The 14,268-nt window shown below is 59.2% G+C and carries 14 protein-coding genes and 1 tRNA gene; 12 read left to right on the top strand and 3 right to left on the bottom strand.

Annotation, left to right across the window (positions count from 1 at the left end; translation table 11 throughout):
• Positions 1-231: 231 nt before the first annotated feature.
• The 3 genes from K328_RS0108650 to K328_RS0108640 all read right to left on the bottom strand — a co-directional run bounded on the left by K328_RS0108650 (position 232) and on the right by K328_RS0108640 (position 2,217).
• Positions 232-516, bottom strand: coding sequence for a hypothetical protein (locus K328_RS0108650; RefSeq protein ID WP_028465645.1), 285 nt, complete (start codon positions 514-516; stop codon positions 232-234).
• Between the two features lie 18 nt (positions 517-534).
• Complete coding sequence (locus tag K328_RS25715) at positions 535-2,055, bottom strand: DUF6538 domain-containing protein (RefSeq protein WP_342665270.1); 1,521 nt, start codon at positions 2,053-2,055, stop codon at positions 535-537.
• Between the two features lie 88 nt (positions 2,056-2,143).
• Positions 2,144-2,217, bottom strand: a tRNA-Gln gene (locus K328_RS0108640).
• Positions 2,218-2,474: 257 nt separating this feature from the next.
• Between K328_RS0108640 and K328_RS0108635 the strand changes: the two genes are divergently transcribed.
• From K328_RS0108635 to K328_RS0108580, 12 genes are all read left to right on the top strand, one after another.
• Positions 2,475-3,452 carry an NAD-dependent epimerase/dehydratase family protein gene (locus K328_RS0108635; RefSeq protein ID WP_028465644.1) on the top strand — a complete coding sequence of 326 codons (978 nt, stop codon included), beginning with the start codon at positions 2,475-2,477 and terminating at the stop codon, positions 3,450-3,452.
• A 162-nt stretch (positions 3,453-3,614) separates the two neighbouring features.
• Complete coding sequence (locus tag K328_RS0108630) at positions 3,615-4,553, top strand: siderophore ABC transporter substrate-binding protein (RefSeq protein WP_205620598.1); 939 nt, start codon at positions 3,615-3,617, stop codon at positions 4,551-4,553.
• A 90-nt stretch (positions 4,554-4,643) separates the two neighbouring features.
• The gene (locus tag K328_RS0108625) at positions 4,644-5,606 is read left to right on the top strand and encodes an ABC transporter permease (protein WP_036553258.1); all 963 of its coding nucleotides are present in this window, start codon (positions 4,644-4,646) and stop codon (positions 5,604-5,606) included.
• Positions 5,596-6,567, top strand: coding sequence for an iron chelate uptake ABC transporter family permease subunit (locus K328_RS0108620; protein WP_051284659.1), 972 nt, complete (start codon positions 5,596-5,598; stop codon positions 6,565-6,567). The genes K328_RS0108625 and K328_RS0108620 overlap by 11 nt, the downstream gene beginning before the upstream one ends.
• Positions 6,564-7,322 carry an iron ABC transporter ATP-binding protein gene (locus K328_RS0108615; RefSeq protein ID WP_028465640.1) on the top strand — a complete coding sequence of 253 codons (759 nt, stop codon included), beginning with the start codon at positions 6,564-6,566 and terminating at the stop codon, positions 7,320-7,322. Before K328_RS0108620 ends, K328_RS0108615 begins: the two co-directional genes overlap by 4 nt.
• Before the next feature lie 347 nt (positions 7,323-7,669).
• Entirely contained in the window at positions 7,670-8,614 is a 945-nt protein-coding gene (locus K328_RS0108610) for a Ppx/GppA phosphatase family protein (RefSeq protein ID WP_245577427.1), read from the top strand.
• Between the two features lie 110 nt (positions 8,615-8,724).
• Positions 8,725-9,441: an RlmE family RNA methyltransferase gene (locus K328_RS23120; protein WP_342665269.1), complete on the top strand. Its 717-nt coding sequence runs from the start codon at positions 8,725-8,727 to the stop codon at positions 9,439-9,441.
• Entirely contained in the window at positions 9,419-9,835 is a 417-nt protein-coding gene (locus K328_RS0108600) for a GNAT family N-acetyltransferase (protein WP_051284657.1), read from the top strand. Before K328_RS23120 ends, K328_RS0108600 begins: the two co-directional genes overlap by 23 nt.
• A gap of 72 nt (positions 9,836-9,907) precedes the next feature.
• A complete protein-coding gene (locus K328_RS0108595) occupies positions 9,908-10,474 on the top strand; it encodes an NADPH-dependent FMN reductase (protein WP_028465637.1) in 567 nt (188 codons plus the stop codon).
• A 123-nt stretch (positions 10,475-10,597) separates the two neighbouring features.
• Positions 10,598-12,058, top strand: coding sequence for an IMP dehydrogenase (gene guaB, locus K328_RS0108590; protein ID WP_028465636.1), 1,461 nt, complete (start codon positions 10,598-10,600; stop codon positions 12,056-12,058).
• A 52-nt stretch (positions 12,059-12,110) separates the two neighbouring features.
• The gene (locus tag K328_RS0108585; RefSeq protein ID WP_028465635.1) at positions 12,111-13,460 is read left to right on the top strand and encodes an RsmB/NOP family class I SAM-dependent RNA methyltransferase; all 1,350 of its coding nucleotides are present in this window, start codon (positions 12,111-12,113) and stop codon (positions 13,458-13,460) included.
• Positions 13,461-13,552: 92 nt separating this feature from the next.
• Positions 13,553-14,131 (top strand): GNAT family N-acetyltransferase, encoded by a 579-nt coding sequence (locus tag K328_RS0108580; RefSeq protein ID WP_028465634.1) that lies wholly within the window; start codon positions 13,553-13,555, stop codon positions 14,129-14,131.
• The last annotated feature ends 137 nt before the right edge of the window (positions 14,132-14,268 follow it).

Here is a 14,268-nt window from a genome sequence, read left to right as displayed (position 1 = left end):
CCCCAACAATGGGTCAGCCAAGAGGTATATCGCTTGGGTTTCGATGACAATATCTTAAGCGCGACAGCATGATCTGACTGTATGGCCCGAAGAATTTACTGAATAGTTGCGAGTTTTCTAATCACCTTCGGTTATCATTTCCTGCTGCCGTTCGAACACGACGGGCGGCAGCAGGAGATCAAGGACGGCAACCGAGAGGTCGTTGATTCGGCAATCCCGTGGTAGCAGTTTCTACATCCGATGCGCGGTGTTCATAATGTCCGGTATCTCGGGAAGTTCACGGCCTGCCGCAGTCTCCCGAAATTGCATGTACAAGCCGTAATCATCTATTCGTATTACATAGTAAAATTGACGCCCATCAATATCCATTAACTCAGACCAGAGTGCGTCGTCTATTTGTGGTATTGCTACAGCCAACTGTCCTGCTGCCAGTATTCTTGCTTGATCTTCGCTATCTGCATCTTTCTTTATGTATTTACGCCCGTCCGTCGGTGTCCATGTAACGATGGGGATCATGCGAAATCCTTTGTATAACTATATGTCGACTTTAATCACCTCAATGACTTCTTGAAGCCGTTCAACATCCACGCGCTTCGCGTAGACTTTCCCACCGACGCTGCGGCTGCCGTTTTCATGCCCAAAGGCAGCGTCAATCCATCTTTCCTGAAGATCGGAAGACTCTAAGACTGTTCGTGCGGTGTGCCGGAAGGAATGGAATACAGTCTTCTCACCGACGCCGATGGCTTTCTTTCTTCGGCTGAATTCTCGCGAAAATGCTTCGCTGAATGATTCGTTTGAACCGGGCGGCTTTAGATCGGGCCATAGGTACGGAAGATTTTTCCGCTGCTCGACAAGATCAACAAGGCCCAAAGCGATTAAGCGGCTGTGAATTGGTACGATGCGCGCACCGGCCTCGCTCTTTGGGCTCCATGGATCAGGTTCAAGGTGTTCTTGGATCTTGAAGCACCAAATTCCCGCGACCTGAACGACGTCGTGGCTGGGCCGTAGTCGTGCAATTTCTTCGAGCCGCATCCCGCTGTACAGGCCAATCAGAGGGAACCAACGTTCAGACGAGTTTGGCTCCCGCCCCAAATACCACTCGGATCCGAAGAAAAGCTTGAGATCCTCGCTGGACCAGTCGTCGCGCTTCTTCTTGCCGCCCTTGGTTCCCGGGAAGTTGAAGCCAGCGAATATGTTCTTGTCGACGTGCCCACGAGGCTCGAGCCATTTCCAGTATTGTGCCATAGCTGAAAAATGCCGCTTCGCGGTCTTCATGCTTAGGCGCGTGACAGGTCTATCAGCTTGATCGGCGCGATCAATGGCCTCTAAAGGCTCCAGGATATTGGAGCGGCTTTTCCCATGGCTCGCAGGCAATCGGAGAAGAAATTCTCTAAATCTGCCCGCATCTTCTCCTTTGATTTCACGAACGGGTCCGTTGCCGATCAATCCGGCCCACAAGCCGAAGGTCCCTCGTGTGTGCTTCACGGTCTTTGGCGAATAGCCGCGATGACCGTCATGTGTCCGCTGTCGATCGGCGAGATAATCCTCAACAAGTTCCGAGAATAGAGGAGAGGGTGCCAGAGCTTCGGCGGTGGCCTTTCCAGCAGCAGCGCTCGAGAGCGCCGCTAGTACTGCATCGCGTGCCTTCCTTGCCTCTGTTAAGGCTGCACCCTGCTCTATGGTTCCGTCTTTGATAGATTGTAGCTTCGCTGTCGCTGCTTGCAGTAGCTCGCCTTGGGCTTTGACCTCATAGGCCTCTCGCATCAGGCGCCGCGTTTCATCCAACTCGGTTTTTCGTTTGAACTTCTCGAGTTCGAGGCTGGCGACCTCTGCTGACAGTTTGGCAATCTCCAACTCCCAGCGGGCCGGATCCAAGCATGTGTCCGGATCAAAGATGTCTTCTGTCATTAGGTAAAGCCGCGCGGCCCTTGCTCTTGCAACTGATCTGTTCGCAGTGCGCAGAGAACACCATATTTCACGGCGACCGACAACGCTACGTATGCGCTCGGGAACCATCCGCCGGAAATGATAGATGCTGCCTTGTCTTTTGATCACGCGCCATCTCCATGGTTGGAGTAGCTTGGTGGAGTAATTACTCCACCAGCCGGATGGCGCGGTCGGAAAACCTAATGATTTCGGGAGTTGGCTGGGGGACCTGGATTCGAACCAGGACTGACGGAGTCAGAGTCCGTAGTTCTACCGTTAAACTATCCCCCAACGGGACCGACGTATCAAATACGCTCGCGGTAGCGGCGGGAAACTAGCGAGCTTGCCTGCGGATGGCAAGTGCCAAAATCACCGTTGGCGATATGCCTTGCCGGGGCAGCTTGAAACTAGCGGAAATGGGCCGTCAACGCTTTGCCCTGCCAGTTATCATTTGTACATTTTTGCATCATAGACTCTGCGTTTTGGATAATCTTCCGCCTGGCAGCTCGCCTGGCGCTTCAGGAGTCGATGAAAGTGGAAACCTCCGTATGAAACAGGTTCTCGTGCTCGGGGCAGGCGGCTTTATAGGCAGCCATCTGGTCCGCCGACTCAAAGTCGAGGGTTGCTGGGTCCGGGGCGTCGACCTGAAGCATCCGCGTTATGCCAGAACCGAGGCCGACGATTTCGTAGTTGCTGACCTGCGCGAGCCGAGCAATGTCCGGGCCGTGATCGATCGGAAGTTCGATGAGGTCTATCAGCTCGCGGCGGATATGGGTGGCGCCGGATACATCTTCACCGGCGATCACGATGCCGACGTCATGCATAATTCCGCGGCGATCAATCTGAATATTGTCGATATCTGCAACAGGCACGGCATCAAGCGGGTCTTCTATTCCTCCTCGGCCTGCATTTATCCGCAAGAGAATCAGCTTGATCCGGACACTCCGAACTGTCGCGAAGACAGTGCCTATCCGGCCAACCCGGACAGCGAATATGGCTGGGAGAAGCTTTTCAGCGAGCGTCTCTATCTCTCCTACCAGCGCAATCATGGCCTCGAATGCCGTATCGCCCGGTTCCATAACATCTTCGGCCCGGAAGGATCCTGGAACGATGGTCGGGAGAAGGCGCCGGCGGCGATCTGCCGGAAAGTGGCGGAGGCGCCGGATGGCGGCGAGATCGAAATCTGGGGCGACGGTGAGCAGACCCGCTCCTTTCTCTATATCGACGAATGCCTGGATGGCGTTCTGCGGCTGACTCGGTCCGGATTCGCGGGTCCGGTCAATATCGGCTCGGACGAAATGGTCAGCATCAATCGGTTGGTCGACATGGTCTGCGAGATTGCCGGAAAGTCCCTGACGAAACGCCATGTACCGGGTCCGCTCGGTGTGCGCGGCCGGAACTCCGACAACAGCCTGATCCGGGCGGAACTGGGATGGGCACCGAGTGCGGCCCTGCGCGAGGGCCTGGAACAAACCTATAGATGGGTGGCGGATAAGGTGGCGCGACAGGAGGCCGACCCGGTCTGAGAAGGGGGTGCCGAAACGTGTACATCCTTTGATAAATGTGGGTATACCGAATATGAACGCCGTGCTTGGTTGGCCATGGCAAAAACACTCCGGTTTCCAATTGCAGGGGCGGGTGTGGCAGTTCCTGTTCTCTCTATTGATCCGCCGCAAAGGAGATATTCCTTGTTCTCAACTATGCGCCGCAGTGCTCGCGCCTGCGCAACCATCCTGGCTGTGACATTCGGGGTTTCCGTCGCCTTTGCTCCCGCCGCGTTTGCCCAAGAGGTGGTCGTCGAGCATGCAAAGGGCACGACAACTCTTCCGGCGATCCCGGAAAAGGTCCTGGTCTTTAATCTGAGCGCATTGGATGTGCTGGACGCGATCGGCGTCCAGGTGACGGGCGTTCCCGGCGGGCCGAAGCCGGAGCATCTTTCCAAATATGCGTCCGGCAGCTACGTGAATGTTGGCTCCCTGTTTGAGCCGGACTACGAAGCTGTTGTTGCCGCGGAGCCGGACCTTGTCATCGTCGGTGGGCGTTCCTCCAGGAATTATGACGATCTGTCGAAAATTGCGCCGACAATCGATCTCTCCGCCAGTTGGGATAACCATATCGAGGATGCCAAGCGGAACGCCCTGACGCTTGGAAAGGTTTTTGGCAAGGAAGTCGAGGTGCAGGCTCTGGTGGACCGGCTCGAAACGTCCACGGTCGAATTGCAGGGGCTTGCCGGAGAGGCAGGAACCGCGCTCGCGATGATCACCACCGGCGGCAAGATGAGCGCGCATGGACGCGGCTCGCGCTTTTCGGTTCTGTACGACGTCTATGGCTTCAAGCCGGCAGTCGAGAGCCTGGGCACTGGGGTGCATGGTCAGCCGATCTCGTTCGAGTTCCTTCTCGAAACGGATCCGGATTGGCTGTTCGTGGTTGACCGGGATGCGGCGATTGGCCAGGAGGGACAGTCGGCGGCGGCGATGCTGGATAACGAGATCATTCACAAGACGAAGGCCTGGAAGGCCGGGCACATTGTCTATGTGAATGCGGGGAGCTGGTATCTTGCCGGTACAGGTCTTCAGGCCCTTCAGATGAATGTCGATGAGATTGCAGGCGCCTTGAAAGCCAAATAGTCTCTCCGAAATCTTGGTTAAATCGGGTACATAGGCCGTCCTGGGGCGGCCTATCTGCGTCCGGGACCTTTGTATCGGACGAAGAGTGCCTTGAAGTATTTTCTTTTAGCCTGCCTCGGCGTGTTTGCCCTGGGCGTCCTCAGTCTCTTTATCGGCGTTAGCGATGTGACGCCGATGACGCTGTTGGATCCCGCGACATCGACGCACGCCTTCGAGATGCTGATGGTCAGCCGGGTGCCACGAACGCTGGCGTTGGTGCTCGCCGGAGCGGCCCTTTCGGTTGCCGGGTTGATCATGCAGATGCTGGTGCGCAATCGCTTTGTCGAGCCGTCGACGGCGGGAACCGTCGAATCCGCCAGCCTCGGTCTTCTGGTGGTGATGCTGCTGGCGCCCGGATTGCCGGTTATTCTGAAGATGTTGGTGGCCGCCGCCTTCGCCATGGCCGGCACGGCCGTCTTTCTCGGTATCCTGCGTCGGGTGCCGCTGAGAAGTGAGTTCATTGTGCCGCTGATCGGGCTCATGCTGGGCGGTGTGATCGAGGCTGGAACGAACTTTTTTGCCTTCCGCTACGACCTGCTTCAATCGATCAACGCCTATATGATCGGCGACTTCTCGGCGATCTTGCGTGGGCGGTATGAGCTTCTGTGGATCTCGTTCGGCCTGACCTGCGTCGCCTATGTCGCGGCGGACAGGTTTACCGTTGCCGGCCTCGGGCAGGACTTCACGACCAATCTGGGGCTCGATTACCGGAAGGTCATGGCGCTCGGCATGGTGATCGTGTCGCTGGTGACGGCCACGGTCGTCGTCACCTGCGGCGTCATTCCATTTCTCGGCCTTGTCGTTCCAAACATCGTCCGGCTCGTCATCGGAGACCATCTGAGGCGCACATTGCCCTGGGTCGCACTCCTCGGTGCAGCGCTCGTCATTGCCTGCGACATCGTCGCCCGGCTCGTCATCGCGCCGTACGAGATTCCAATCGGCACGATCATGGGGGTGATCGGCAGTGGTCTCTTCCTCTATTTCCTGCTGCGGAGGCGCGGATATGGGGAGTGACGCCAAGCGGATCTGGACACCGGCCGTCGCGTTGACTCTCCTGGCGGGGTTGGCCTTGTTGTCAGTGGCGCTTTTCATGACCGTCGGCGTCAAGGGCAACTGGGGCTTTATCCTGCCGTTCCGCGGTTTGAAAATCGCGACCATGGCATTGGTCGGCTACGCGATCGCGGTCTCTACGGTGCTGTTCCACACGATTACCGGAAACCGCATCCTGACGCCCTCTATTATGGGCTTCGATGCTCTTTTCGTCCTGATCCAGACGAGTATCGCCTTTTTCTTCGGGGCGACCTTCCTGACCGGATTGACGCCGAGTCTTCTGTTTCTGGTCCAGACCGCGGCAATGACGGTCTTTGCCGGTCTGCTTTTCAGCTGGCTGTTCCGGGGAGGGGTGCGCGAGCTGCACCTGATGCTGTTGAGCGGGATCATCTTCGGCCTCCTGTTTCGAAGCCTCTCGTCTTTCTTCCGCCGGGTGATTGACCCTGACGAGTTTCTTATCCTCCAGGATACTTTGTTCGCGAGTTTCAACAGGGCTAATCCGGAGCTCTTGTCGGTTGCCGCGATCCTTGTGTTGCTGGTCTCTCTGGCCGCCTGGCGGCTGCGGAATGTTTTCGATGTGATGGCGCTCGGGCGCGAGACCGCAATCAATCTCGGTGTGAACCATCGCCGCATGGTGACGGTGACGCTCGCCATGGTCACCGTTCTGGTTTCAGTCTCGACGGCGCTGGTCGGCCCGGTCACTTTCTTCGGTTTGCTGGTTGCGAATCTCGCCTACATGCTGGTTCCAAGCCACCGTCATATTCTTGTCCTGCCAGGAGCGGCGTTTCTGGCGGTGACCTGCCTTGTCGGCGGGCAGTTGTTTCTGGAACGCGTCCTGTCCTATGGCAGCGCCTTGTCGATCGTGATCGAATTTGCCGGAGGGATCGTGTTCATCATGATGATCGTTATGCGGGGGGCACGATGATCGAAGTCAGCAACGTCACAAAATCCTACGGCGGCTCGGAAGTCGTCCGCGGGGTGACGTCCAGCCTTCCGGCCAATGGGGTAACCTCGATCATCGGGCCGAACGGCGCCGGGAAGTCGACCTTTCTGTCCATGATCAGCCGCCTGCTACCGATGTCTTCGGGACAGGTCACGGTCGACGGCATGGATATCCTGACGGCGGACGGCGACGCGATGGCGAAAAAGCTGTCCATCCTGCGCCAGGACAATCATCTGACGGCCCGGCTGACCGTGCGCGATCTTGTGGCCTTCGGGCGTTATCCGCACTCGAAGGGGAGGCCGACTTCGGAAGATCTCGCGCATGTCGAGCGGTCGATTTCCTATCTCGGTCTGGACAACCTCACGCATCGGTTTCTCGATGAGCTCTCCGGCGGCCAGCGTCAGCGGGCTTTCATTGCCATGGTGCTGTGCCAGGACACCAAATATGTGCTGCTCGATGAGCCGCTGAACAATCTCGACATGAAGCACGCCGTCGCGATGATGCAGCTGTTCCGGCGAGCCGCGGACGAGCTCTCCAAGAGTGTTGTTCTGGTGCTGCACGATATCAATTTCGCGTCCTGCTATTCCGATCTCATCATTGCCATGCGGGACGGAAAACTGGTCCGGCAGGGCGCACCCGCCGAGATTGTGACGACGGCCAATATCCAGGAGGTTTTTGATCTTGAAGCGCGGGTCGAGATCGTCGAAGGGCGCTCCATCGTTCACTTTTATCTTTGAGGACTGATGTCGCAGGGCTGCCTGATTGCGGAATAAGTAACCGGCGCTTGATCGTCAGCTCACAAAACGCGGAACTTATCAGCCCGTACTGTATGAAATTTTAGATAATCCTATTACACTATCCGTTGAAACAGCCTCCGGACGCCGGAGGCGCCATTTGAAATGAGTGATGCATGTCCACCGGCCGTTCGCTTTCGACGCGGCGGGGAGGACGTTCGACGGAGGGTGATCCGGAAAAGGGGCGCCAGGAGCGGCCGCGGCCGCCTGTGCGGCGCGAGGTTCCGAAATCGTCGAGCGCTGCCGTCCGCGCACCCAAAAAACCAGGCCAACCGCCGGTTCTGGCTGCTGTGGATTTGGGCACGAACAATTGCCGGTTGCTGATCGCCGTCCCGCACGGATCCGGTTTTCGCGTTGTTGATGCTTTTTCCCGTATCGTCCGCCTGGGGCAGGGACTTCAGAGCCGTCAGGAATTGTCTGCTGACGCCATGGACCGGACGCTTCAGGCTCTGAAAATTTGTGCCCGGAAGATGGCGAAGAAGAACGTCACCCTCTCCCGCGTGGTGGCGACGGAAGCTTGCCGCAAAGCACGAAATTGCGACGTCTTTCTGGAGCGGGTTTCTTCCGAGACGGATCTGGATATCGAGATCATCTCGACGGACGAGGAGGCCTCGCTGGCACTGGCTGGCTGCCTGCCCTTGCTCAACCCAAACATCCCGAACGCGCTGGTCTTCGATATTGGCGGCGGCAGTACCGAGTTGGTCTGGCACCGTGCGCAGAACCATGAAACCGAACGCAATGGCAGCGGCGCGCTCGACGCGATTTCCCTGCCGTTCGGTGTGGTCACCTTGTCGGAGCGTTATGGCGGGGACAGGTTCGACCGTGCCACCTACCGTAAAATGGTCGAGGAATCCCGAGCGGCGCTCGACGAGTTCGAAACCCGCTTCGGCATCGGTACCGCAATCAGCGATGGTCTGGTGCAGATGGTCGGAACTTCGGGGACGGTGACGACACTTGCCGGTTTGCACATGAATTTGCGCCGCTATGAGCGGAACCGGGTCGACGGTACCTATCTCGATTTTTCGGAGATGGAAGAGATTGCAGAGCACCTGGCGTCGGTCGGCTACCGGGAGCGGGCCGCAATGCCCTGCATCGGGTCGGACCGGGCAGATCTTGTTGTCGCCGGGTGCGCCATCCTGCAGGGAATTTGCGAGCGCTGGCCTGTAGGGCGGCTCCGGGTCGCCGACAGAGGGCTGCGCGAAGGCATTCTTGTCGATCTTTTGCAGCGTGTTTAGTCCGCGGAATAGGCGGGATGGGTTGACGAGACAGGCGCTTCCGGCGCACTTAAGCGGCCATGACAACCAATCGCGGCGGACGGCGCGGCGGGCGAGGCTCTGGGTCCCGGATGACCAGCGTCGAGCTCAAGAATGCGCGTCGACATAAACCTTCATCACAACGCTGGCTGCGCCGGCAACTTAACGACCCCTACGTGGTCGAGGCGCAGAAGCTCGGCTACCGGTCCCGTGCGGCTTTCAAGCTGCAACAGCTTGACGAGAAGTTTCACTTCCTGAAATCCGGCCAGAAAGTCGTCGATCTCGGCGCGGCGCCAGGCGGCTGGACCCAGATCGCGGTGGATATCGTCGGGGCAAGCAAAGGCAAAGGCACCGTTATTGGCATCGATCTTCTGGAAATGGAGCCGGTGCCGGGCGCGGATCTCTTCCAGGGCGACTTCATGAGTGATGAAGGTCTCGCCGCCCTGCGGGAGCGGATGCCGGAGCAGGTCGATGTCGTGTTGAGCGACATGGCGGCCTCGACGACCGGTCATTCACCGACGGACCATTTGCGGACCGCCGCTCTCTGCGAGGCGGCATTTGAGTTCGCGCTTGAGGTGCTGGTCGAGGGCGGGAGCTTCGTCGCGAAAGTCTTCAAAGGCGGTAGCGAGCAAGAAATGCTGCGGCGGATGAAGCTTGCCTTCCGGGTTGTGAGGCATGCGAAACCGGCGGCCAGCCGACCTGAATCGCCCGAAGCCTATGTGGTCTGCACCGGCTTCAGGGGACTGGTTGAGGATCGCCGGGATGATACCGTAATGGACGAAACCGATGATGCAGGACCTGACACTTAGGATCGAGGAGGGGGTGACCGAAGATCTCGAGGAGATCGACCGGCGGCTGGTTGCCTTCAACAAAGAACGATCCGACTGGGACAGCCGCTATTTCACGGTGGAGATCAAGGATTCCGAAGGAGCCCTGAAGGGCGGAGCCGGTGGTCGAGTAAATCTCGGCGTCGCAGAAATCAGCACCCTCTGGATCGACGAGGACCTGCGTGGAACTGGCTGGGGCAGGAGCATCGTCGAGGCGATCGCGGAAGAAGGGCGCCGATTGGGGGCGTCCAAAATTTTGCTCGATACCTACGATTTTCAGGCCCGGCCTTTCTATGAGTCGCTGGGCTTCAGCGTTTTCGGGACTTTGGACTATCCGACGGGCAACAGCCGCTACTATCTCAGCAAGGATCTTTAGGGCGGTACCTTGTCCGGAGCTCCGGTGACCCCAGTTTAAATCCCTCGACGCCTCCTTTACGGAAATCATCACATGAGCAATTCGAAGATCCTCGTTTTCGCGGGCAGTGCGCGCGCGGAGTCCCTGAACAAGAAACTGGCGGCGGCCGGTGCTGCTGCCATACGCAAGGCGGGCGGCGAGGCAACGCTGATCGATCTCAACGACTATCCGGCGCCGATTTATCATGGCGACGATGAAGACGCGCACGGCGTGCCGGAAAACATCCTCGCCCTGAAAAAGCTGATCTCCGAGCATGACGGGCTGATGATCGCGACACCGGAATATAACGGCTTCGTGCCGCCGCTTCTGGTCAACACTTTCAGCTGGGTGTCGCGTCCGTCAAAGAAAGGCGGTCCGGAAAATGTCCTGAAATCGAAACACGTCGCGGTGATGGCGGCGTCTCCCGGCCGACTCGGTGGCGTGCGCGTGGTGCCCCGGCTGCGGGATTGCCTGTGCGAGCTCGGCTGCGTTCCGGTTGAAGGTTTCGTGACGGTGCCTGGCGCAGGCAGCGCTTTCGCGGATGACGGAAACCTGGCGGACGGAGCTGGCCAGAAAGGGCTGGATGCGCTTGCTTCCCGGCTTGTTAAGGCCACCGGTTAGAGCTTTGTCTGCTGCCTCGCATGGCAGCTCTGCGGAAACGTAACAGAAGCGTTGGCACTTCGTGCTTGGCAGGTGGCATGCCTGGTGTTATAGCGCCGTGCCACCGCAGCAAACGGAGGCACCATGGATATCCGCGAAGCTTTGACCTTCGACGACGTCCTTCTTGAACCGGCTCTTTCGTCGGTTCTCCCGGCACAAGTCGATACATCTACCCAATTGACCCGGTCGATCAGACTCGGGATTCCGGTTATCTCCGCAGCTATGGATACTGTGACCGAAAGCGGTCTCGCGATCGGCATGGCGCAGCTCGGCGGCCTCGGTGTTATTCACAAGAACATGGACGCAGCGGCCCAGGCCGGCGAAGTCCGCACCGTGAAGAAATTCGAAGCAGGCATGGTGGTGAACCCGGTGACGATCGCGCCGGAGCAAAGCCTGGCCGACGCTATGTCAGTGATGATGCGCTTCAAGATAAGCGGCATCCCGGTCGTGAAAGCCAAGACCGGCAAGCTGGTCGGTATTCTGACCCACCGCGACGTGCGCTTCGCAACCGACATGAGCCAGCCGGTGAAGGACCTGATGACCAAGCGGGTCATTACGGTGCGTGAGGACGTGACACCGGAAGAGGCGCGGGCACTGCTACACAAGCACCGGATCGAAAAGCTGCTGGTGGTGGACGGCGATCACAAGTGCATCGGCCTGATCACTGTCAAGGACATGGACAAGGCCCAGACTCATCCGCACGCCTGCAAGGACGAGCAGGGCCGCCTCCGGGTCGCTGCCGCAACCGGCATTGGCAAGGACGGCACCGCCCGGGCCGAGGAATTGATTGATGCGGAGGTCGATATCATCGTGATCGATACCGCGCATGGTCACTCCCAGGGCGTACTCAGTTCCGTCGAAGAGATCCGCAATCTCAGCAACAAGACCCAGATCATTGCTGGCAACGTCGCCACGCGGGACGGGGCGCAGGCCCTGATCGATGCGGGTGCGGATGCGGTCAAGGTCGGTATCGGCCCGGGGTCGATCTGCACCACGCGCATGGTTGCCGGTGTTGGTGTGCCGCAGCTCACTGCCATTACCGGGGCGCTCGAAGCCTGCCGCAAGGCCGGTGTGCCGGTGATTTCCGATGGTGGCATCAAGTATTCCGGCGATTTGGCGAAAGCCATCGCAGCCGGCGCCGACTGCGCCATGATAGGCTCGCTCTTCGCCGGTACCGACGAAAGCCCGGGAGAAGTCTTCCTTTATCAGGGCCGTTCCTATAAGTCCTACCGCGGCATGGGCTCACTCGGTGCTATGGCGCGGGGGTCCGCTGACCGTTATTTCCAGGAAGAAGTATCGGACAACCTGAAACTGGTTCCGGAAGGGATCGAGGGTCAGGTGCCCTACAAGGGCCCGGTCTCCGCCGTCGTGCATCAACTGATTGGTGGGCTTCGGGCTGCCATGGGGTACACTGGCAATGCGACGCTGGCCGAAATGCAGAGGAACTGCAAGTTCCTGAAAATCAGCACCGCCGGTCTTCGGGAAAGCCACGTCCATGACGTGACGATCACCCGCGAGGCCCCTAATTACCGTCCGAGCATGTAAACCAGTTCGGTACAACGCCCGGGGCATACCCGGCACAACGAAAGCAACTTAGATGACCCCAGCGGCCCGCCTCCTTGCCGCAATCGAGATCATGGAAGAAGCCGACGCCGATCCGCGTCCGGTCGATCGTGTTCTTGAAGGCTATTTCCGGCAGCGGCGTTATGCGGGGTCGAAGGACCGGCATGCGGTCCGCAATCGGGTGTATGGATTGCTCCGGCGCCGGTCACGGGTCGACTGGCACCTTGGCCGGACCGGAGTCTCCGAGCATCCGACTGCACGCATGCGGGTTCTCGCGGATCTGGTCCTCGTCGACGAATTGACGAAAACCGCGATCACGGAACTCTTTTCCGGTGAGAATCACGCCCCCTACGTGATGGACGAGCTGGAACTGACGCTACTGTCGAAGCTGAAGGGGCAAATCCTCAACAGTGCTCCGGACATGCCGGCTGCCGTACGCCTGGAAACGCCCGACTGGGTATACCGGCGGCTTGAGCCGGTGTTGGGTGACGAGCGGGAAGCCGCGCTTGCCGCCATGGGAACCGAGGCGCCGTTCGACATCAGGATCAATCCGCTGCACAAGGCGGACAGGGATTCGGTCCGGGAGGCGCTTTACAAGCAGGACATCGAGTGCACCCCGACGCCCTTCTCGCCTTTCGGTCTTCGATCTGCCGAGCGGAAGCCGATTGACGGTCTGAAGCTGTTCAAGGAAGGCCTCATCGAGGTGCAGGACGAGGGCGCGCAGATTGCCGCGTTGCTGCTTGGTACGGCACCCGGCATGCAGGTTGCTGATTATTGCGCCGGGGCTGGGGGCAAGAGCCTCGTGCTTGGCGGCTTGATGGAGAACAAGGGTCGGGTGCTGGCGCTCGACACGTCCGAGGGCAGGCTGGAACGCTGCGGTGTTCGCACGCGCCGCGCGGGACTGCACAACATTGAACGGCATGTTCTGGCCGAGGGCAGTGACCGTCGGGTGAAACGGCTCGCCGGAAAGTTCGACCGGGTCATGGTCGACGCACCCTGTTCCGGGACCGGAACCTGGCGCCGCAACCCGGATGCCCGCTGGCGCTACAATGAGACGGATCTGGCGGAGTTGAACGAGTTGCAGGCCGTGATCCTGCAGCGGGCGGCTCGGCTTGTGAAGCCTGGCGGACGTCTTGCCTATGTGACCTGCTCTCTGTTGCCGGAAGAAAACGAGGCTATCGTCGACGCTTTCCTGGAAGCGCGGGAAGGCGAGTTCCAGGCACTGGATATCGCTACGGTCTGGGCCGAGACGGTGGTCCCGCTCGGCGGTGGAGACTGTCCGGGCGAAGGGACCGCTTTGCGGCTCTATCCGCACAGGCACGGGACGGACGGTTTCTTCGTGCAGATCCTGGAGCGTCGCGCGGCAGAAGAAACAGCCGAATAAGGTCCGGGCGCTTTCGTCGCGCCGTTTCGGCGTTTAAACGGCGCTGTCTCTCCATTATCATGATCCCGATGCGTTCCGATGAGAGGAAAGCAATGCCGGATCCGAGAGACATCAAGATACGTCCTGCCCTGCCAAAGGATGCGTCCGCGATTGCACGCGTTCAGGTCGAAACTTGGCAGGATGCCTATGTAGGGATCCTGCCGGACCGGGTTCTGCTGGAACTGCGCGCAGTACGGTCGGCCGGTCAGTGGTCGAACGCAATTGCCAAAAACCGGAACGCCGAGCTGTTTCAGGTGGCCGACTGGAATGGAACGGTCGTGGGCTTCTGCCAGGGCGGTATACGTCGGCAGGATATCGCCGCAGTTGGAAACGAAGCGGGCGAGATTGCCGAAATCTATGTTCTCTATGTAGACCCGAGCTTTCAGGGCCTTGGCGTCGGAACGGCGCTGCTGGGACGTGTCGTGCTCGGGCTGTCCAATGCCAGCTTTGGCGCCCTTGTCCTGACGGTGCTGAGCGAAAATCGCGGCGGTGTAGCGTTTTATGAGCAGCTGGGCGGCGCCGCCGACGCTCCCATCGAGTGCAGCGTGATGGGGGCGAAGACGGAAGAGACGGTCTATCGCTGGCCGGATATCCGCGCCCTCCAGGAGCGTCTCGCGAGCGCTGAAGGTTAGCGACGCCCATTGTTCCATGACATCTCCTTTATCCCGCGCGCTCTCACGGTGCGGTACGGCGCGAACCGGACTGTTAATCTTTCCGCGATGTCAGTGTGTTGGGACGCCTCATGGGAAAGTTGAAGGCCGCTTACATT

The sequence above is a fragment of the Nisaea denitrificans DSM 18348 genome, assembly GCF_000426505.1.
Taxonomy (GTDB): Bacteria; Pseudomonadota; Alphaproteobacteria; order Thalassobaculales; family Thalassobaculaceae; genus Nisaea; species Nisaea denitrificans.
This window is presented reverse-complemented; position numbering and strand designations above follow the sequence as displayed.

Excerpts from the sequence above, each read along its gene's own strand:
- K328_RS0108615 (WP_028465640.1), top strand. The coding sequence starts at position 6,564 with ATGATCGAAGTCAGCAACGTCACAAAATCCTACGGCGGCTCGGAAGTC.
- K328_RS0108650 (WP_028465645.1), bottom strand. The coding sequence starts at position 516 with ATGATCCCCATCGTTACATGGACACCGACGGACGGGCGTAAATACATA.
- K328_RS0108585 (WP_028465635.1), top strand. The coding sequence starts at position 12,111 with ATGACCCCAGCGGCCCGCCTCCTTGCCGCAATCGAGATCATGGAAGAA.
- guaB (WP_028465636.1), top strand. The coding sequence starts at position 10,598 with ATGGATATCCGCGAAGCTTTGACCTTCGACGACGTCCTTCTTGAACCG.
- K328_RS0108600 (WP_051284657.1), top strand. The coding sequence starts at position 9,419 with ATGATGCAGGACCTGACACTTAGGATCGAGGAGGGGGTGACCGAAGAT.
- K328_RS0108620 (WP_051284659.1), top strand. The coding sequence starts at position 5,596 with ATGGGGAGTGACGCCAAGCGGATCTGGACACCGGCCGTCGCGTTGACT.
- K328_RS0108635 (WP_028465644.1), top strand. The coding sequence starts at position 2,475 with ATGAAACAGGTTCTCGTGCTCGGGGCAGGCGGCTTTATAGGCAGCCAT.
- K328_RS0108580 (WP_028465634.1), top strand. The coding sequence starts at position 13,553 with ATGCCGGATCCGAGAGACATCAAGATACGTCCTGCCCTGCCAAAGGAT.
- K328_RS0108595 (WP_028465637.1), top strand. The coding sequence starts at position 9,908 with ATGAGCAATTCGAAGATCCTCGTTTTCGCGGGCAGTGCGCGCGCGGAG.
- K328_RS23120 (WP_342665269.1), top strand. The coding sequence starts at position 8,725 with ATGACCAGCGTCGAGCTCAAGAATGCGCGTCGACATAAACCTTCATCA.